Raw genomic sequence first — 18,786 nt, forward strand, 5'->3', positions numbered from 1 at the left:
ACGCTCTAACTAACCCAAAACTTTAACTTCCTATGGAGTACCTTAAATGTCCCAAATAAAACGGCATTTTACTTTATTTATTCTTGCCTTAGTGGCGCTCTTTTCTTTTGCTAATACTGCATCAGCCAAACCTCAAGAGTTGACTGATATTTTAGGAAGAAAAGTAACAGTAGATTTGCCAGCAAAACGTGTACTTCTAGGCTTTTATTATGCTGATTACATGGCTATTGGTGGCGTAAAAGCATTTGATAATGTTGTTGGCTTCTCTAAAGATGTTTGGACAGTCTGGACGCCAAAGAGCTGGGATATGTTCGCAAAGGCTGTTCCTCAACTTCAAAACATCGCCGACGTAGGTGAAGTTGAAGCAGGTACATTCTCTATTGAAAAGCTGCTGTCGCTTAAGCCTGAAGTCGTGATTTTAGCTGATTGGCAGTTTAAAGCCCTTGGACCGGATGCTGATCGTATAGAAGCAGCAGGCATTCCAATCGTGGTGGTGGATTACAATGCTCAGACTATTGAAAGACATGTTAAAAGCACATTGTTGCTAGGACAAATTGCAGGTGAAGAAGCTCGCGCTAAAAAAATGGCAAATGAATACCAGACAAATGCCAACATGATTGCTGAGCGAATTTCACAAGATGGTCGCACTCGTCCACGTGCTTACATCGAATTTGGTAAAAAAGGCCCTAATGACTATAGCTTCACCTATGGTAAAAACATGTGGGGTGCATTAGTGACGCTAGCTGGTGGTGATAATATTGCCATTCCTTATGTAGAGTGGTGGGGACCAATGAACCCAGAACAAGTACTCACTTCGCAACCTGAAGTGATCTTTATTTCAGGGCGAGAAACTGAATTGAATAAGAATAAAGAAGCACTTGTTATGGGTGTTGATATTCCAAAAGATGAAGCATTAAGACGCCTTAAAGGCTTTGAAAAGCGCACGGGTTGGTCTGAGCTACCTGCCATTCAAAATAAGAACCTATTTGCGCTTTATCAGGGGGCATCACGAACTTTGTCTGACCAAGCTATGATTCAGTATATGGCAAAAGCCATGTACCCAGATTTGTTCTCAGATCTAAACCCGAATCAAACATACCTTGATTTCCATAAGAAATATCTTCCTGTCATTCCTGAAGGCACCTTTGTGTTATCAGTTAAAGATTAATTATTTTGAGTTTGATTGAATGTCTTTAGAGTTTGAAGTAATCCAATCAGCAATCAAGAACCAACGTCGTAGTGAAATACGACGTTGGCGTATTGTGCTGATATTTGTGTTTGTCTGCCTTGCAAGTTTAACCTTGGATATTGCAACTGGCCCCTCTATGTTATCTCCCTCAGAGGTCTTAAATGCCTTGTTGTTAGCGGATGATGTTGAAGCAATGACTAAGGTTATTGTGTTTGATTTTCGATTACCTATGGCGTTAATGGCGTTGAGTGTTGGGGCGGCATTAGGTGTTGGCGGTGCAGAGATTCAAACCTTGTTAAATAACCCAATGGCCAGCCCTTACACTTTAGGTTTGGCTGCAGCGGCTGGGTTAGGTGCCTCTATTGTTATCGCTTTTGGTAGTTTTGGTTTGCCACTGACTTTAGCCGTGCCAATCGGTGCTTTTGCCATGACTATGGTTGCAGCAGGGATATTATTTATTTTTGCATCGATTAAACGTTTATCGTCAGAAATGCTGGTACTTGCGGGTATCGCATTATTATTTTTATTCCAATCTGGTTTATCGCTTGTTCAATATTTATCCGCACCTGAAGTAAGCCAACAGATCTTGTTCTGGTTATTTGGCAGTCTAACCAAGGCTACTTGGGAGAATTTGTTTGTTACTTCCGTCATAACGGCTATTTGCATTAGCCTTTTGTTTAAAGACGCTTGGAAACTAACCGCGTTAAAAATGGGAGAAGAAAGAGCAGCAAGTTTGGGTGTTGATACAAAAAAGCTTAGGTTAAGAGTACTTTTTTTAGTCGCCGTGATGACCGCGGTTGCGATTAGTTTTGTTGGTGTTATTGGCTTTATTGGGCTTGTTGCTCCTCATGTTGCGCGCATGCTTGTTGGTGAAGACCAGCGATTCTTTTTGCCGCTTTCAATGGTGATTGGTGCTGCATTCTTATCTGCTGCCTCTGTGTTATCAAAAGTCTTGGTGCCTGGTGCGCTTTTCCCTGTCGGTATTGTGACGTCTTTTATCGGTGTTCCTTTCTTCTTTTGGATTATGTTAAGTAAAAAATGAGCAATTTAAACCTTAAAAAACTAACCATAGTTCGTGGAAAAACACACACAGCGAGAGAACTGTCACTCACATTTGAAAAGGGTAAAATTTACGCCATTTTAGGGCCAAATGGCGCTGGTAAATCAACGCTTCTAAAAGCCATATTTGGTGATGTTAGCCTTCGTAAAGGTGAAATCGAATATCAAGATAAAACATTGTATAAAACCCGATTAGGGGAATGGCGTAAACCCATTGGGTATATGCCTCAAGATACTTATGTGTCTGCTAACTTGACAGCACTAGATGTGGTTTTATTGGGTAAACTTGATAGCCTTTCGATGCATCTGAATGAAAGTACGCTACAAGCTGCTCTTAAAGTCATGGAGAAAGTTGGTTGTTTAGACCTTGCTCAAAGGGATATTCAGAGTCTAAGTGGTGGTCAGAGACAACTTATCTTGTTTGCCCAAGTGTTATTAGGTTCGCCTGATATTTTGATGCTTGATGAACCTGTTAGCGCTCTGGATATGTATCACCAAAGCGTATTACTTGAGCATGTCTATCAAGAAACGAAAAAGCGCGGCCTGATCACCATAATGGTTATCCACGATTTAAGTTTGGCAGCTCAATATGCTGATGAATTAATTCTACTTAAAAACGGCACAATTAGAGCGCAAGGCTCACCTTCTAAAGTGTTAACCCCAGATAAAGTTGCTGAAGTCTATAAGGTCGATATTGAACGGCTTTTTGACAGTAATGGCACACCTGTTATCCAGCCTAAACGCGCTTCAAGCACTCACTGTTAATCATTTATAAAGGTATTTCTAAGGACTTTATGATGTATAAATTAGTCATAACATTACTCTTGTTAGCTAGCTATAACTTGGCTAATGCAGCAGATTACGAAATCAAAATGTTAGATTTTGGCAAAGATAAGGGCATGGTGTTTGAACCCGGTTTTTTATCTGTATTGCCAAGAGATACCATTAAGTTTATTCCAACTTCTAGCGGCCATTTTGTTCGAAGCTCACAGGTACCAGAGGGTGTTTCGCCATGGCAAAGTAAAATGGATGAAGTGTTTACTGTGACTGTTACAAAAGAGGGCGTTTATGTTTACTACTGTCCACCGCATCTAAGTATGGCAATGGTGGGGGTGATTCAAGTCGGCGAAGCTCAAATTGAATCTAAAGATGAGTTGATGGATGCAATGTCTTCATTTAATCGTCGCCACTTGATGAATAAGAAGCGTTTATGGACTTATATAGAACAGATTGAGTGGACTAAAAAGTGATTGTTATTGCAACCTGTAATCAATATCCACAAATCTTTCTCGGCCTAAAGCTGATAGTAGATGCATTAACGCGCAAAGGGGAAGTGGTTAGGTGTATCCCTTGGCAGGAAGAAGACTTAAGTGTGTTTTGTCAGGCTAAGTATGTATTACCACTTTGTGCTTGGGATTACGCCAAAACACCTGAAGACTTTAAAGACTGGTTAATGAAAGTCAAAAATGGGGGAGGAAAACTTTTAAATTCCCCAGACATTATTTTGCAAAATATGAATAAAACTTATTTGTTAGAACTTGCGAATAAAGGCGTAAACGTAACGCCGAGCTGCTTTCTTAAAAAGCCATCGTTAGACAAAGTAGAGTCGATTAAATTGTCTCATCATTGGGACGATATGGTGCTCAAACCTGTTTATGGACAAAGTGGTAATTTAGTGACTCGTTATTCAAACGCCATAACGAACCAAGATGAGGTGTTTAAAAGTGACGGGGGCATTTTGGTTCAACCCTTTATCCCAGAAATAAAATCGAATGGTGAGCTCGCCATTTGTTTTATTAATGGTATTTACTCCCATTCTGTATGTCGCATGCCTGCGAGTGATGATTGGCGGGCTAATACAAAATACAAAGTCAGTGTTAAGCCAATTGACCTTGATGAAAAGGTAATTGAACAAGCACGATCTAGTTTATCTTATCTAGATGAGATGCCTTTGTACGCCAGAGTAGACGGCATAATAGTGAATGAAAACTTTATGCTCTCAGAGTTAGAGCTGATAGAACCGGCATTGTTTTTCGAGCTGGTGGAAGATATTAACCAAACAGGGTTTGATAGACTCATTAGCCATTTAGCTGGCTAATGAGTCTATTTGTTTTGTTCGATTACAAGGTTAGCCTCACTTGTATGAAATCAATAAATGCTGTGATGCGTTTGGCGACACTTGACGATTTATAATAAACAGCCTGAATTTGTTCTCTTCCTGTATTTATCAACTTTTCTTCTTCGAGTATTGAGATAAGACGGCCTGCTTCAAGATCTTTTTTGATCATAAAGCCTGATAAACAAGCAATGCCATTCCCCGCTATTGCTAATTGTCTGACCGTTTCGCCATTACTAGATGTCATTATAGGGTTAATGTATTTAAAGCCTTTTAAAGGCCATTGATTGAGTATTTTGGGGCCATTAAAGCCGATGCAATCATGATTGATAAGGTCTGCTTGATCTTTAGGCGTTCCACGTCTCGCTAGGTAATCAAGGGAAGCAACCATGTATAAAGGGCTTTTGCCAAGAGCCCTTGCTTGTAAACTAGAGTCTGCTAATTCTCCAATACGAATGGCCAAATCGGTTTTCTTTTCGACTAAATCGACAAAGCCCTCATTTGATGTCAATTCAAGTTGTATATCAGGATATTCTTGGTGAAATTCTTGAATCAAAGGTACTAATTGATGGAATATAAATGGACTAGCGGCATCAACACGCAGTTGGCCTTTTGGTAAATCTTGACTAGATATCACATCATTTTCAGTTTGCTGAATATGCTTTAAACCTTGCCTTACCCCTTCTACAAACCGTCTACCTTCATCAGTTAGCTCAACGCGACGAGTTGTTCGATTGAAGAGAGACACCTTTAATTGCTTTTCTATTTTACTCACTGATCGAGACACTCGTGCAACTTGTATATCTAATGTTTGTGCTGCAGCAGAGAAACCACCCGTATCCACAACAGTAAGTAAAATCTCTAAATCATCAGAGCGAGTCAGCATTATTGATTACTCATAAAAAACTTGAATGAGTAACCTCTCATTTTATTGTTAAAATGACAAATATAATTTGTAGTAAACACTGTTTTTAACAATATTTATGGTGCGCATAATCCTCCTTCTTAAATGAATCACCTAGATCAAAAGTTTATTTTTTATCTAATTGGTTTTAAAACTCTGAATTAGGATTATGAATTATGCCCCTTGCTCTTTTTGCATTGACGCTTAGCGCTTTTGCTATTGGAACTACGGAATTTGTGATTGTTGGCTTGATACCGACAATGGCAAATGACTTAAATGTTACTTTGCCCTCAGCTGGCTTGTTAGTCAGCTTATATGCATTAGGTGTGGCTTTTGGTGCCCCTGCCTTAACTGCATTATCAGGTAGATGGAATCGTAAAACAGTATTAGTAAGCATCATGGCACTCTTTGTTATGGGGAATTTACTCGCTTGGCAAGCGCCAAATTACACGGTGCTTGTCATTGCTCGCATTTTAACCGGGCTTGCACATGGGGTGTTTTTCTCGATTGGCTCTACTATTGCGACAGGTCTTGTTTCAAAAGAGAAGGCTGCTAGTGCCATTGCAATTATGTTTACAGGTTTGACAGTAGCACTCGTTACAGGCGTACCTCTAGGGACTTATATAGGTCAAAATTTTGGCTGGCAATCAAGCTTTTTAATTGTATCGATACTTGGCTTAATCTCTTTAGTAGGCAGTGTTTTTCTAGTGCCTAACAACTTAAAGCTGTCAGCGCCAATACAATTATCATCACAGCTTAAGGTGCTGTTAGAACCCAGGTTATTGTTAGTTTATGCCATTACCGCATTAGGTTACGGAGGTACTTTTACTGCCTTCACATTTCTTGCGCCTATTTTAGAAAATGTAACGGGTTTTCACGCAAGTTCAATCAGCTTAATCATGTTGATATATGGTGTATCTGTTGCTTTTGGAAATATTGTTGGTGGAAAAATGGCTGATAAACTTGGCCCTATTAAGGCTTTAACAATTATCTTCTCTGGATTGGCCTGTATCTTACTCATTTTTAATCTTGTCGCTTTCCATCCTATTGCAACTTTAATTTCTGTTGTCATTTGGGGGGCATTTGCCTTTGGAAATGTACCTGGCTTGCAAGTTTATGTAGTTAACTTAGCCGAAAAATATACGCCAGATGCGGTAGATGTTGCCTCTGGTTTAAATATTGCGGCTTTTAATTTAGGCATTGCTTTGGGTTCTTGGGGTGGTGGTTTAATTTTATCTAATGCAGGCTTGATACATACACCCTGGGTGGGTGCTGTGATTGTAATGATTGCCTTAGGACTAACTCGATTAAGTGGCAGGCTAGATAATAGGAATCATCTACAGATGAAGAGTGAGTTAAACGCTACTCAATAATGAGTGTTTGTAAGCTCTCTTGAAATCATTCGTTTTGCCCTGATTATCTGTACTTGAAATTCAATTAAAAAGTCATTTAAAAGGACCTAATATGTTAGTTGTGCACCATTTAAATCAGTCTCGTTCTAAACGTGTTCTTTGGCTACTTGAAGAGCTAGGTATGCCATATGAACGCATTGATCATGAACGAGATCCTGTAACGCGTTTGGCGCCAGCTAGCTTAAAAGCCATTCACCCTTTAGCAAAAGCACCTATTGTTCAGGATGGTGAAATTACCTTGTGTGAATCCAGTACCGTGTTTGAATACATTCTTGATCAAGATAGCGAAGGGCGATTAAGACCTAACAAAGAGACTAAGGAATATTATCAGTATTTAGAGTGGTCTCATTTCGCTGAAGGCTCATTAGCCTTACCTGTTATGTGTAAGTTGTTTATGGGGCTGGAGGAAAGAGCGGGAAATCAAGCGATGGACGGTTATATTGCCAAAGAGATCACGTTAGATTTTGGCTATATTGAATCCGTATTGGCTGAACGTGATTATTTCGCAGGCAGTGAATTTACTGGCGCAGATATTATGATGACTATTATGTTAGAAATCTCCGCTAGCTTAGGTTTACTTGACGGTTTTACTCATACAAGATCTTATCTTGATAAGGTTCAAACACGTCCGGCTTACCTAAAAGCAGCGGCGCTTGGTTAGTAAATAGCGGCTATTATGCTTCATAAAAAAGCACCATCAAGTTACCCTTGATGGTGCTTTTCTCTATGATGAAACAGAGTCTATTTAGGCTCTGGACGGCTTTTTAATTGCCAATAAGCTTTTGTGTGATTATCGCGACCAATTATGTTTCTGTCATTGCGAAGGTAGCGCCTTACTTTTTTTGCAGATTCTGATTCAAAAGCAGCCCAAGCCACATCTACTGTTTCTAGCTTTGCAAGAATGGGCAAAATTTCATCTGCCTGCTTATTTGCATCACATACTAAACGATGAACTTGGCTACCTTCTGGTAATAATGCATCTTCAATATAGTCTTGTTCCGCGCTCTTTGCGCTTAGAATAATGACATGGGGCGGTAAAGGGTTATTCCAAGTTTCGAGAATACCCACAAGTGCTGGATAAGCGGTTTCATCCGCAATTAATAGCGCTTGACCACTTTTAAGATGAGGGTGTTTATCAGGTGATTCTGAACGACTCATAATCACATCACCGGCTTTGAGTTCGCTTGCCCATTGGCTACCCGGGGTGTTGTCATGGGTAAAGATATCGATATAACCCATGTCAGGGAAGGCTGCATCTTCAGAGCTCTTCCAGGACTTACGCAAAGTATAAAGTCGAATGTCTTTATTGGCTTTTTGTAATAACTTTTGTCGGTTCTTACTGGATAAATGTTTCATCAGTTTGATGAAAGCGCGATCGAAAATATTTTTAAACCAATGCTTTTTCTGATTAGTTTGGGCGCTTAGGTTCGGTTTTTTCTGAATAATCTTTAGAAGGAAAGCAAACGCATAGCCAGGGTAATATTCAGGCAAGGGTGTATTACTTTTTACGCTAATGCGTATCATGTTTGGTGTGACTTTTTGTTTATCTGTCACTTCAAAAAAGTGCTTACCTGCACCACTGAAATCCTTACCTTGCTGGGCAATGGCAGCATAGGCTTGATACAAAATTTTGTCTTCTAACCCACCTTCAATTTCAAAGGGGACAAAAGCCTCTTGCTCTGTATCTTGCTGATTAGATTTTATGAGAATTTTCATGCCTTCTTCAAAAATATCGAGAATTTTTGCAGACTGGATTTCACTTTTAGGCTGACTTGTTCTTGCTATGGCTAACAACTCTTCCGTATGATCCTGATTGACATGGTCTAGGATATCGATCTTTTGATCGATATCCATTATTGGTGTAAATGCGCTCATATAGTATGTTTACTTCTTCTGTTTGATTTAAAACTGTGGCTAATCTTCTTAGTGAATTTGGCTAAGTTTCACTTCTCAGTTTTTAACGACATAACTTGTTAGTGGCGGTAAACCATTAAACTCAACAGAGCTGTAACTTGTGGTATAGGCTCCCGTCGACAACCAAAATATGTGGTCGCCTGTCGTTAAGGTATCTGGTAGTTGGTATTGGTGATCCTTGTACATTATGTCCATGCTGTCGCAGGTGGGCCCTGCAAGAATGACCTTTTTGTTATTTCCTTCTTTGCTGGTGAGAATAGGGTATTTAGTTCCTTCTCCAATGGTTTCTATTAAACCGTTAAATGTGCCAACATCTGTGTAAACCCAGCGATCTGGGTATTCTGGTTTTGTTTTCTTATCTGTCACTAATACGACCTCAGAGACGATGATGCCTGAGTCGCCAACCAGTGAACGGCCAGGTTCAATCAATATACGAGGCATATCTTGTGCAAAGCTGTCTTTGATAAAGGCAAGAATTGAATTAGCGTAATAAGAGAAACTATGGGTGTGCTGAATATAGCTTGCCGGTAAGCCACCACCTAAGTTGATCATTTCTAGACTAATATTATGTTGCTCTTTGATTTGATCAAACGCAGTCTTGGTCGCAAGGATGGCTTGTCGCCAAGTTTCAATGTCTCTTTGTTGCGAGCCTACATGGAAGGAGATGCCATAAGGTTTGAGACCAAGCTCTTTTGCTTTGGCGGCAAGTTCAACAGCGACATTCGCTTTACAACCAAACTTATCTGTTAGTGGCCAGTCTGCAGTGGCTGAACCATCAAAAAGTAGACGGAAATAAACGCTTGAACCTGGTGCTGCTTCGGCAATATTGATTAGATCAGCTTCGCAGTCTGTGGCAAAAAGCCTAACACCTTTTTGATAAAAGTATTCAATATCCGCTTTCTTCTTAATCGTATTACCAAACGAAATGCGCGACGGCTCAACATCAAAACTTAATACTTTTTCAAGCTCTGGCACTGAGGCAATATCAAAGTTTGAGCCCAGCTCGACCAATAGCTGAACAACATCATTTGCAGGGTTTGCTTTAACCGCATAAAAGACATCAGCCATAGGGAAGCCTTCTACCATTTCACGATAGCGCTTTTCGATGACAGAAAGATCGACCACAAGAAATGGGGTGGGCTTAGTGCTGATTAAGCGATCAAGGTCTGTCTTAATGTTTGAATGAAAATAATCTGGAAGTTTCATAAAAATACTTACTCCATTACAGGTATTTTTGGTAGCAAGGAGACTGACGGAAGTCATCTCGGCTTAAGAAATACAGAGAGGCTTTCTTCTCAGGCAGTTGAAATTTCTTTTGTTCAACTAGGCCCAAATCAGGTGCGGCACGTTGAAAAGGAACCACTTCACAGTCAGGTTCACAGATCATTTTCTGAGTATCTGGGTTGCTACTAAAAATAAATTGAGCAAATAGAGTCAGTACAGGGCGAAAATGGCCCAAACCTAATACATCGGGTTCACCTAGCAACAGGTGTATTCCCATGTCATTTTCATCAGATTCATAATAACGATTCAGACGGTCTCTATGACATTCATAAATTTCTACATAGCCAATAGGTCTGTCATCAATCATGATGAAATAAAGACGCTGATGATCATCAACCAGCATTTTTTCAAATATGACTTCAAGCTCTAATTTTGGCTTGTTCATTTGCCATTGTGGGATAACATGTTCTGTATGCATCCATTTATGCAGTAAAGGTAAATCCTCTGGGTAGCTAATTTGCTTTAAGCCATATTTATGATGATTCATCGCAAGGCTAAAATTATTGGGTAATTTGCGTGATATCGTTTGCATAAGTTCTTCTCGATTTTGCTTATTCTTTTTAGTTGCTTAAGTGGCCAACAATACTGTTATGGAAATGTCACTTTCTAAAACCAACTTAAGCGATTAAATGTTTAAACAAGTGCCTGCTTAAACTGTGTCTATTTCAGTTTGAGAGCCAACAAATCCAGTTGTTTTAGGGACTTGTTGGCCTGAATCTATTTACAAAGAGTGATACCTATTCAGGTAAAAACTCTTGGAAACAGATTCGCTTCTCAACTGGATAGACTTCCTTGTTTAAGATTTTGTTGATAATAATGGCGTTACGGAAGCAACTCATACCAAGATCTGGTGCTGAAATGCCATGGGTATAGAGGCCTAGGTTTTGTACAAAAACTGTTTTGTCATCATTGACGGCATAGTCTTCACTTAGGTCTAAACGTTCTTTTTCATCCCAATTAAGATATTGGGCAATAGGCATGAGGCATTTTGGCTTCTTGAACTCATAGCCAAGCGATAAAATAACGACTTCAGAATCCATTTCGAAATCTTTTTGAGCATCCTGTCTTGTGCAAGAGAGGGAGAATTTTCCATCTTGATAAGATAGAGAGTTCACCTGTGTATCGGTAATCAAGCGTGAGTCAAAATCAGGCTTTTTAGATTTTATATATAAGGTGTCATAGATCTGATTAATCAAATCAGTGTTTATGCCTTTATAAAGCATATCTTGGCTATTAATCACCTCATCACGCTTGTTAGCAGGTAGATTATAAAAATGCTTGGTGTATTCTGGCGATGTCAGTTCTAGGGTGAGCTTGTTGACATCGATAGCAAAGAATCTTTCAGATCGCGTAACCCAGTTGAGCTGATATTTATGCTCATCAATTTCATTTAACAGATCATAATAAATTTCGGCGCCACTTTGCCCACTACCAACTATGGTTATGGATTTCTTGTTTTTATAATCATCTTTGTGTTCTATGTAATCGGCACTTGAATGTAGCTCTTGTTTAAAGCCTTTACAGAAATCTGGAACAATTGGCGTTGTACCTGTACCGACTACAAGGTGCTTAGCTTTAACAACTGTGAGTTCATTCGCACTGTTACGTGTTTCGACTGTATAGATTTTGGATGCTTCATCATAGCTAATGGTTTGAACATCTTGATCGAAACGAAGGTTTTCAAGTTGATCACATGCCCATTTGCAATAATCATTATATTCAGAACGTAAAATGAAAAAGTTCTCACGAATATAGTATTGATAGATTAACCCTTGATCCTTCAAATAATTTAAAAAAGAAAACTTACTTGTAGGGTCTGCAAAGGTAACCAAATCTGCAATAAAAGGAATCTGCAATGTGCTCCATTCGGGCATGATGCCTGAATGCCAATCAAATTCAGGCTTTTTATCAAAAAAGAGGGTTCGCATCTCAGTTAATGGCTCTGTCATACAAGCTAAACTCAGATTAAATGGACCTACACCTATCCCTACAATGTCATAAACTTCACTTTTCATTTTCTGCTATCCTCTAGCTTTATTAGTCGACAGGCCTTTGTTGACCTTTCCAACTTGGGTATATGTGAAATCGTCTACTAATTCGATCTCGTCTGGTAATTTGTATTCGGCAATTTTCTTTTGCATCAAAAATACCCGAACATCCCTGAGTGAAAGCTGGCTAGTTGGCTCCTTTAGAATGATGGAGGCTTTTGTTCGCTCGCCTAACAGAGAGTCTTTTACACCCACAACAGAAACGTCTTTTACCTGGGCGTGAGATAAAATCAGGTTCTCAATTTCACTTGGTGTGATCTTTTCACCTGCTCTGTTGATTTGTTCCTTTTCCCTACCTGTAACCACTATGTTGTTATTACTATCTAGGTAGCCAATATCCCCTGTGATATAAAAACCTTCTTTATTAAAACTACGGGAATTAACCAGAGGGGAGTTGTAATAACCATTGATGGTGTAAGGGCCACGAGTCAGAATGAAACCAGCTGATTCATTAGGAAGAGGGCTTCCTTCTTCATCCACAATGAGAATTTCATCGTCTTTACTTAACGCCTTGCCTTGAGTAAATAAGACGGTATTACTGTGATCATCAAGGCGGGTGAAGTTAACAAGGCCTTCTGCCATGCCATACACTTGTTGTAGTTTGGCTCCAAGCTTTTGATCAATTGCTTCAGCAAGCTCTGGTAATAACTTCGCGCCGCCAACTTGAATAACCTCTAGGGTTTTAAGGTCTGCTTGTTCAAGTTGAGGTGAATTGATCCATAAATTGATCAATGAAGGCACAAGTGACACCTGAGTAATGCCATGCTCTTCTATCAGAGAAAAACAGTTTTTAGGGCTTGAGTCTGTACTTAAAAATACACTCGCACCTGAATAAAATGCCCCTAAAAAGCCTGGAGAACTCATAGTGAAGTTATGCATAACAGGCAAAACGATAAGCTGCTTTGTGCTAGCGCTTAAATCTGTTACTTCAACACTCTTCTTTACTGAATAGAGATAGTCTGCATGAGTTCTTGGGATGAGTTTTGGTAACCCCGTCGTACCACCAGAGAGTTGAAGAAAAGCCACTGAGTGTGGGCTTGCTTCATATCTTGGTACGAGCATTGTTTTGTCATTAATACAGCTAAAAGCTTGATCAATGGATGAGCTACTTTTGATAGTTTGTCTAAACCATAAATCTAAGTTCGGCATAGTAAAGCCAAAACTTATGTCCATCGCATCCGTGGTAGGCTGATTTTCTTGATTGATCTTGATATAACCTACGGCACGGCTATTAATCGCAATATTTTCGATTTCATAAGCACCATGACCGTTTAAGCAAAAAACAGGTCTAGCTCCTATGTAATATAAACCAAATAAGACCACGAAGAACTCAACAACATTAGGTGACTGAATCACCACAAAGTCTTCTGCTTTAATGCCTTGCTGGTGCAGATAGCTACCATAAGAAGCGGCATAGTGATAAAGCTCATCATAGGACAGGCTTTTATCATCTTGGCAAATTGCTAGCTGATTGCCATATTGTTTACGTATCCGATCAAGCAGCTGTATATGGTTTTCGTTCTCCCAATAACCAGACGCTTGGTAATATTCCGCTCTATCTTGAGGGAAGGGTACAAAGCCATTTTTAATATCATTTTCTAGAAACATGGTGTTAATCCTTGTCGTTCAGCAAATACAGTAATTACAAACCTTTGTTAGCAAGCGCTCTTCTAACATCTCTAATTGAGATATCCGCCTGCCTTTCTTGATTGGCAAGAGACTCAATTACGGTTTGCGTTGTAGACTTGATCAATTCAACTTGATCCTGACTGTAGCTACTCATGCGATAGGCTAATACCACTCTGAAAGCGGCTTCGATTGAGTTTGGATCCTCATAGGCTTCAAAGTGCAAACCAAATTTGGCTATGCTGCGTTCTGGTTCTAGTAGATCAAAACCAACACTATGGCCGTCGTTTAGTTCAATTGCCGTGTTAAGGACATTTTTTTGATGGTACTGAATATAGACTTCACATAGGTTGTCTGTTGCGAGTTCTTCTGGCTTGGCAGCAACCGTGTGCTCAACAGTGACAAAGGGCACATTACTGTGAGCAAGTGAGCTAATAATGGTCTCTTTTACCTGACAAACTAATTGGTTGATACTTAACTCTTCATCAAACTGGACCTGATTCATCACAACATTGGTGAAAAGCCCAACAGTATCTTGGAATTTAGGATTATCACGGCCAAAAGCTGACGTGCCGATGGTGATTTTCTTACTGGCGCCAAGGTAGTAAAGCGCAAGCGAGAAGGCCGAAAAAACAACATGGAACATGGATGATTTATTAGACTTAGCCAGATGATTTAATCCATCGGCAACGTCTTTACCAAATGAGAATTCAATCCAACTGCCTTGATCTGTTACTTGGTACTCTGCACCATCTTGATAGAAAAGAGGGCGAGCTGGTGGCACTTTTCCCAGTTGTTGCTTCCAGAATTCAAGCTCCTGTTCCATCTCAGATTCTTTAGTTTGTTCTGAAACATATTGATGAAATTGAGCTGGTACGGTTTCCCATTTAGGTTCAACACCATTGACGTATTCTTTATAGGCGAAAAACAGATCGCTTATGAGTATGCCTGCTGACCATTCATCAAAGGTCATGTGATAAATTAGTAATGAGAGGAAGTGTTCACCTTTCTCGTTGTGGAGAAAACGTACACGAACAGGGATTTCATTAATAAGGTCAAAACTGTAGTTAGCCTCAAAAGCTAATAGATTTTCTGCCGACTCGTTACCTTGAGTCGCTGATGAGAAAAACCACTGATAATCATCGAGGCGAGTCGTTGGAATAATTCGTTGTAGTACGGTGCCATCTTCTTCGGGTAATAGCAGGGTACGCAATGCATCATGGCGCATAAGCACATTTGTAAAGGCTTTATGAAATGCTTTTTCGTCGACCTCTTCAGCAAACTTAAGTGTAAAAGGAATATTGAAGATAGGATTCTTTCCTAATTCGATTAGGTCCATCCAGGTATTCTGTACGTATGTGTGCGGGACTATAATTTCTTGATCTATGCCTACCTGCGCTAAGTGAGAATCTTGCTCTTCTATTTTTGTTGCATGCTCTGCAAGCCCTATTGCGGTTGGCGCATTAAAAAAGTCTGCAATTTTTACTTCAATTTGATGTTGGCTTTTTAACTTGCCTATGACTCTTGTGGCTAACAGAGAATGTCCACCTAGTTCAAAAAAGTCATCATTAGCTGAGATGTCATTTTGGTCTAAGACGGTTTTGAATTCTTCAATAATAGCTTTAATAAGCTCATGGTTATTAGTTGAACTTTTTGTGTCTGTATTATTAGTTCGATTTACTTCAGCTAAATTATTGAAATTGTTATTCGAACTGGTAAATAAAGAGGGTATGACTCTTTTGCTATCAATCTCAGCTTTATCAATAAACCCAATAAATTGTTCTAGCAAAAAGTGGCCAATAGTAGGGGATAGCAAGTCACCGGTTGTGAGTTCGAACCTGATGTGATCGTTTTGCTCAAACTGTATGGCTAAGGTGAGGTCATAGTCAGACGATATTGGTGGTATGGTTAAGTTTGAAACTCTTATACCATCGAGTGTTAGGTAATCGCTTGCATCATCGACTTGTGTTACCAAAATATTAGGTAAATCGTTACGACGACTTTTGGTTGCTGAAAATATCTGCTCAATGGAGAGGTTATTCGACATACCGTTAAGCAAGTTGTTTCGTAGATTCAAAATAGCAGTTTGTATATCGGTATTTTCAATTCTAACAGGGATGACATTAGAGCTAGATTTGATCTGATCCAATCCAGTTATTTCTTGATGATCAACGATAGGGATAATGATATCCACTGACGTCTGATCTAGTAATTGATTTAGATAAAGCCCAAATAAAGTTAGCAAAGCCTGGAAAGGAGATGTTTGGCTTGCTTGTGCTAAGGCATCAGCTTTAGTTGTCGATGTTCTGCTATAGAAGCGATTGGCTTTAAATACCTGTGACGCTTTATCATGACTTGTAACTTGCTTAACAAGCGGAATCTCACCTTCTGCTTTAAAGAACAAAGAGGGAAGCTGAGTTTTATTTAGGCCATTAGGATGTGTATTAGCCCAATAAGATTCAAGTTTATTTGTATTTTGTTGAGCTTGCTCAATTTGTTTTGTGTTTGCAGTATTAGTGAAATTCACATCTTTATAATGAGAGCTGATAGCATTAAAAATAGGCTGCCAAGCTGTGTCATCAAGAAGAATATGGTGACCAAGTAGGCCTAATACGTATTCGTTTTCAGTTTTATTAAATAGCCAAAACTTAATTGCTGCATCCTTGGCTAAATCAAGCGGCTGTTTTTGTTGTTCTAGTAAGAAATTTATAACTTCTTCGTCGTCCGATGCAGCAACTTCTTCGATAATGATGCTTTCTGGGTCAAGTTTGCGTTTTATTAGCTCGCCTTCTTCATCCAGTTTATAAATTTGATTGAGGTTGGTATTGCCTTGATAAATCTTTTTTAGAGCATTTATTAAGCGTGGAGCATCTAGTGCACCAGATAATTTAAACGCAGCTGTAAAAGGGCCTGCTGAAGAGAGTGGGTCTTGTTGGTGTAACATCCAAGCTCTTTCTTCTGATAATGAGAGCTGACCATTATTTTTAAGCTGGTTAGTTGTATCTATTGCTTGGCTCTCATCAATCAAGCCTAAACTAGCTATTTCTTTTTCAAATTCACTAAGCTCTAGTGGATCTAAAATTAATCCTTCATTCATACCTTTGAACCCTATTAACCTTGTTATAGAAAATTCTTTTTTCTAAGGGTGTTGCATCCTATCTTGTGCAAGTTGCCCCTGATTCCATGTCATTTTTGCTGGGGGTTACCTGACTTAAACGTGTTTTTGATAAAACGTTTAATGACTAGCTTGAAGGTATATTACTTAATTTTTTCATCAAAAGATAGTGATTCTCATTTGCATTATCGTTTGTATTAGGTATTTTTTTTAATATAAAATGTACAAATGGACTGACTTAGTTCAAAGCTTGATCTAGCTCAGTATTTTGTAGGAAGAAGAGGTTGGCCATGTTGGAGCAAGTGATTGCTTGAAAAGTGGTTTTCGCCTGTGTTTTGAGAATAGCTTTGTGATTAGTTACTTTGAACTGCCTGCCTCCTTTATGCCTTGTTTGTCCAATTTTAAGCACTGTATTATTAAAAGGAAATTTTAAATGTCGGTTTTTTCGAGTACCTATCGGCCATTGTTAAGTCTGGCCTTACCCTTAATTTTTATACAAATATGTCAGGCTTCTTTGGGGTTGGTTGATACCATGGTAGCCGGTCAATACCATTATCATGACTTGGCTGGCGTTGGCTTAGGCAGTGCAATGTGGACTCCTGTGTTTATTCTGTTAACAGGAATAATGTTTGTATTAGTGCCTAAAGTTTCCGGGTTGTTAGCTGCAGGTCAGCATGATGAAGTGCAACGTGTTTTTCTTCGTGGTAAAAAAGTTGCTTTTGTTTTGTCTATCCTTGGTTTTCTCTTGGTTCACGTCCTTGCTTTTGCATCAAGTTGGCTGGTATCCGATTCTGATGTTGCTGCTATTACTCAGGCCTATCTGCATTTTGTAGCATTTGCTATGCCTGGTTTCGTTTATATCTTGCTTTATCGTTTTATGAGTGAGGGTTCTAGTAAGCTGATGCCGATTATCAAGGTGTTTATTGCCTTGCTTATAGTCAATAGTCTGTTAAATATCCTATTTGTGTTTGGTGCCATTGGTATTGAAGGCCTTGGTGGTGTGGGTTGCGGACTAGCAACGGCAGTAAGTGCGTATTTTGCATTGTTTATGATGAAGCGCTTAGTTCAACGTGAAGTGCCTGAAGCGATAACTCATTCAGAAATAAATATTGATATGAATGAAGCAACAGAGCAGCTTAAAGAAGGTTTACCAATTGGCGTAGCTTTTGTTGTTGAAGTGTTGGCTTTGACGACGTTAGCTTTTTTTGCAGCATCTTTAGGTGTTAAGCAAGTCGCAGCTCATCAAATTGCCATTAACTTAGCCATGATAGTCTTCATGATCCCTGTTGCTTTAAGTAGTGCAACAACCATTCGAATTGCAAGTATAACGAGAGCAGATAGCTTTTCTTCAAGAAGGCATGTTGCTAATGCTGCACTTATAATGACGTGTGCATACGGTTTAATTATCGCTGTATTGCTGGTTGGATTAGGGGAATATCTGCTTACTTTATTTAGCCAAGATGAAGGCATTCTTGGGATAACCGCCGGCTTGCTGGTGTATATTGCATTGTTTCAATTTTTTGATGCGATTCAGATTGTTGCGGCAGGTATATTAAGAGGGCTACAAGAGTTTGTTAGTCCGTTGTTGGTGATCTTTATTGTATACTGGTTCGCCGTGGTGCCAGTTAGTTATTTGGCAGCAGAGAAGGGGTGGTGGTTTTTTTCTGGTGGTATAGATGGCATATGGATTCTTTTGGCTTCTGGTATAGGTTTTGCCGCTTTGATCTTGTGCGTGTTGAGCTTTAAACAGGTGTATAAACCCGATAATTTAGTGCCAGCTACACCTACACCTTAATAAGCACATTTACAATACTGTTAGAGAGTAGATAAAAGCCTTGTTAGTTGTCGCTTAATTAACGAGGCTATCATCACAACTCACAACTCACAACTCACAACTCACAACTCACAACTCACAACTCACAACTCACAACTCACAACTCACAACTCACAACTCACAACTCACAACTCACAACTCACAACTCACAACTCACAACTCACAACTCACAACTCACAACTCACAACTCACAACTCACAACTCACAACTCACAACTCACAACTCACAACTCACTGCTTATAAACTTTGTTTAATGGATAACATGATATGGGTTACGAACTAGCT

15 protein-coding genes are annotated in these 18,786 nt (G+C 39.4%); 8 read left to right on the forward strand and 7 right to left on the reverse strand.

The window, feature by feature from the left end; genetic code table 11:
• Positions 1-46: 46 nt before the first annotated feature.
• The 5 genes from OA91_RS03020 to OA91_RS03040 are packed head-to-tail and all read left to right on the forward strand — an operon-like array spanning position 47 to position 4,346.
• Positions 47-1,168 carry an ABC transporter substrate-binding protein gene (locus OA91_RS03020; protein ID WP_082827758.1) on the forward strand — a complete coding sequence of 374 codons (1,122 nt, stop codon included), beginning with the start codon at positions 47-49 and terminating at the stop codon, positions 1,166-1,168.
• Positions 1,169-1,187: 19 nt separating this feature from the next.
• A complete protein-coding gene (locus tag OA91_RS03025) occupies positions 1,188-2,231 on the forward strand; it encodes a FecCD family ABC transporter permease (RefSeq protein WP_063337098.1) in 1,044 nt (347 codons plus the stop codon).
• Entirely contained in the window at positions 2,228-3,013 is a 786-nt protein-coding gene (locus OA91_RS03030; RefSeq protein ID WP_063337099.1) for an ABC transporter ATP-binding protein, read from the forward strand. Before OA91_RS03025 ends, OA91_RS03030 begins: the two co-directional genes overlap by 4 nt.
• 32 nt (positions 3,014-3,045) lie before the next feature.
• On the forward strand, positions 3,046-3,498 hold the full coding sequence (locus OA91_RS03035; protein ID WP_157203780.1) for a plastocyanin/azurin family copper-binding protein: 453 nt from the start codon (positions 3,046-3,048) through the stop codon (positions 3,496-3,498).
• The gene (locus tag OA91_RS03040) at positions 3,495-4,346 is read left to right on the forward strand and encodes an ATP-grasp domain-containing protein (protein WP_063337101.1); all 852 of its coding nucleotides are present in this window, start codon (positions 3,495-3,497) and stop codon (positions 4,344-4,346) included. The genes OA91_RS03035 and OA91_RS03040 overlap by 4 nt, the downstream gene beginning before the upstream one ends.
• 22 nt (positions 4,347-4,368) lie before the next feature.
• Here OA91_RS03040 and OA91_RS03045 read toward each other — a convergent pair whose 3' ends face one another.
• The gene (locus OA91_RS03045; protein ID WP_063337102.1) at positions 4,369-5,250 is read right to left on the reverse strand and encodes a LysR family transcriptional regulator; all 882 of its coding nucleotides are present in this window, start codon (positions 5,248-5,250) and stop codon (positions 4,369-4,371) included.
• Between the two features lie 194 nt (positions 5,251-5,444).
• Between OA91_RS03045 and OA91_RS03050 the strand changes: the two genes are divergently transcribed.
• Both OA91_RS03050 and OA91_RS03055 read left to right on the forward strand, forming a co-directional pair.
• Positions 5,445-6,641: an MFS transporter gene (locus OA91_RS03050; protein ID WP_063337103.1), complete on the forward strand. Its 1,197-nt coding sequence runs from the start codon at positions 5,445-5,447 to the stop codon at positions 6,639-6,641.
• Between the two features lie 91 nt (positions 6,642-6,732).
• On the forward strand, positions 6,733-7,341 hold the full coding sequence (locus tag OA91_RS03055) for a glutathione S-transferase family protein (protein ID WP_063337104.1): 609 nt from the start codon (positions 6,733-6,735) through the stop codon (positions 7,339-7,341).
• Positions 7,342-7,421: 80 nt separating this feature from the next.
• On the opposite strand, the gene OA91_RS03060 is transcribed toward OA91_RS03055, so the two are convergent.
• The 6 genes from OA91_RS03060 to OA91_RS03085 all read right to left on the reverse strand — a co-directional run bounded on the left by OA91_RS03060 (position 7,422) and on the right by OA91_RS03085 (position 16,649).
• Positions 7,422-8,555: a siderophore-interacting protein gene (locus tag OA91_RS03060; RefSeq protein ID WP_063337105.1), complete on the reverse strand. Its 1,134-nt coding sequence runs from the start codon at positions 8,553-8,555 to the stop codon at positions 7,422-7,424.
• A 75-nt stretch (positions 8,556-8,630) separates the two neighbouring features.
• The gene (locus tag OA91_RS03065; RefSeq protein WP_063337106.1) at positions 8,631-9,800 is read right to left on the reverse strand and encodes a type III PLP-dependent enzyme; all 1,170 of its coding nucleotides are present in this window, start codon (positions 9,798-9,800) and stop codon (positions 8,631-8,633) included.
• Between the two features lie 16 nt (positions 9,801-9,816).
• The gene (locus tag OA91_RS03070; protein ID WP_063337107.1) at positions 9,817-10,410 is read right to left on the reverse strand and encodes a GNAT family N-acetyltransferase; all 594 of its coding nucleotides are present in this window, start codon (positions 10,408-10,410) and stop codon (positions 9,817-9,819) included.
• Between the two features lie 205 nt (positions 10,411-10,615).
• Entirely contained in the window at positions 10,616-11,893 is a 1,278-nt protein-coding gene (locus OA91_RS03075; protein ID WP_063337108.1) for a lysine N(6)-hydroxylase/L-ornithine N(5)-oxygenase family protein, read from the reverse strand.
• Positions 11,894-11,899: 6 nt separating this feature from the next.
• The gene (locus OA91_RS03080) at positions 11,900-13,534 is read right to left on the reverse strand and encodes a (2,3-dihydroxybenzoyl)adenylate synthase (RefSeq protein ID WP_063337109.1); all 1,635 of its coding nucleotides are present in this window, start codon (positions 13,532-13,534) and stop codon (positions 11,900-11,902) included.
• A gap of 34 nt (positions 13,535-13,568) precedes the next feature.
• Positions 13,569-16,649 (reverse strand): condensation domain-containing protein, encoded by a 3,081-nt coding sequence (locus OA91_RS03085; RefSeq protein ID WP_063337110.1) that lies wholly within the window; start codon positions 16,647-16,649, stop codon positions 13,569-13,571.
• Between the two features lie 451 nt (positions 16,650-17,100).
• On the opposite strand from OA91_RS03085, the gene OA91_RS03090 reads away from it, so the two are divergent.
• Positions 17,101-18,462: an MATE family efflux transporter gene (locus tag OA91_RS03090; protein WP_063337111.1), complete on the forward strand. Its 1,362-nt coding sequence runs from the start codon at positions 17,101-17,103 to the stop codon at positions 18,460-18,462.
• The last annotated feature ends 324 nt before the right edge of the window (positions 18,463-18,786 follow it).

Source organism: Marinomonas sp. SBI8L (assembly GCF_001624705.1).
Lineage (GTDB): Bacteria > Pseudomonadota > Gammaproteobacteria > Pseudomonadales > Marinomonadaceae > Marinomonas.

Coding starts and splice junctions, on each gene's coding strand:
- OA91_RS03020 (WP_082827758.1), top strand. CDS start 47: ATGTCCCAAATAAAACGGCATTTTACTTTATTTATTCTTGCCTTAGTG.
- OA91_RS03025 (WP_063337098.1), top strand. CDS start 1,188: ATGTCTTTAGAGTTTGAAGTAATCCAATCAGCAATCAAGAACCAACGT.
- OA91_RS03030 (WP_063337099.1), top strand. CDS start 2,228: ATGAGCAATTTAAACCTTAAAAAACTAACCATAGTTCGTGGAAAAACA.
- OA91_RS03035 (WP_157203780.1), top strand. CDS start 3,046: ATGTATAAATTAGTCATAACATTACTCTTGTTAGCTAGCTATAACTTG.
- OA91_RS03045 (WP_063337102.1), bottom strand. CDS start 5,250: ATGCTGACTCGCTCTGATGATTTAGAGATTTTACTTACTGTTGTGGAT.
- OA91_RS03050 (WP_063337103.1), top strand. CDS start 5,445: ATGCCCCTTGCTCTTTTTGCATTGACGCTTAGCGCTTTTGCTATTGGA.
- OA91_RS03055 (WP_063337104.1), top strand. CDS start 6,733: ATGTTAGTTGTGCACCATTTAAATCAGTCTCGTTCTAAACGTGTTCTT.
- OA91_RS03060 (WP_063337105.1), bottom strand. CDS start 8,555: ATGAGCGCATTTACACCAATAATGGATATCGATCAAAAGATCGATATC.
- OA91_RS03065 (WP_063337106.1), bottom strand. CDS start 9,800: ATGAAACTTCCAGATTATTTTCATTCAAACATTAAGACAGACCTTGAT.
- OA91_RS03070 (WP_063337107.1), bottom strand. CDS start 10,410: ATGCAAACGATATCACGCAAATTACCCAATAATTTTAGCCTTGCGATG.
- OA91_RS03075 (WP_063337108.1), bottom strand. CDS start 11,893: ATGAAAAGTGAAGTTTATGACATTGTAGGGATAGGTGTAGGTCCATTT.
- OA91_RS03080 (WP_063337109.1), bottom strand. CDS start 13,534: ATGTTTCTAGAAAATGATATTAAAAATGGCTTTGTACCCTTCCCTCAA.
- OA91_RS03085 (WP_063337110.1), bottom strand. CDS start 16,649: ATGAATGAAGGATTAATTTTAGATCCACTAGAGCTTAGTGAATTTGAA.
- OA91_RS03090 (WP_063337111.1), top strand. CDS start 17,101: ATGTCGGTTTTTTCGAGTACCTATCGGCCATTGTTAAGTCTGGCCTTA.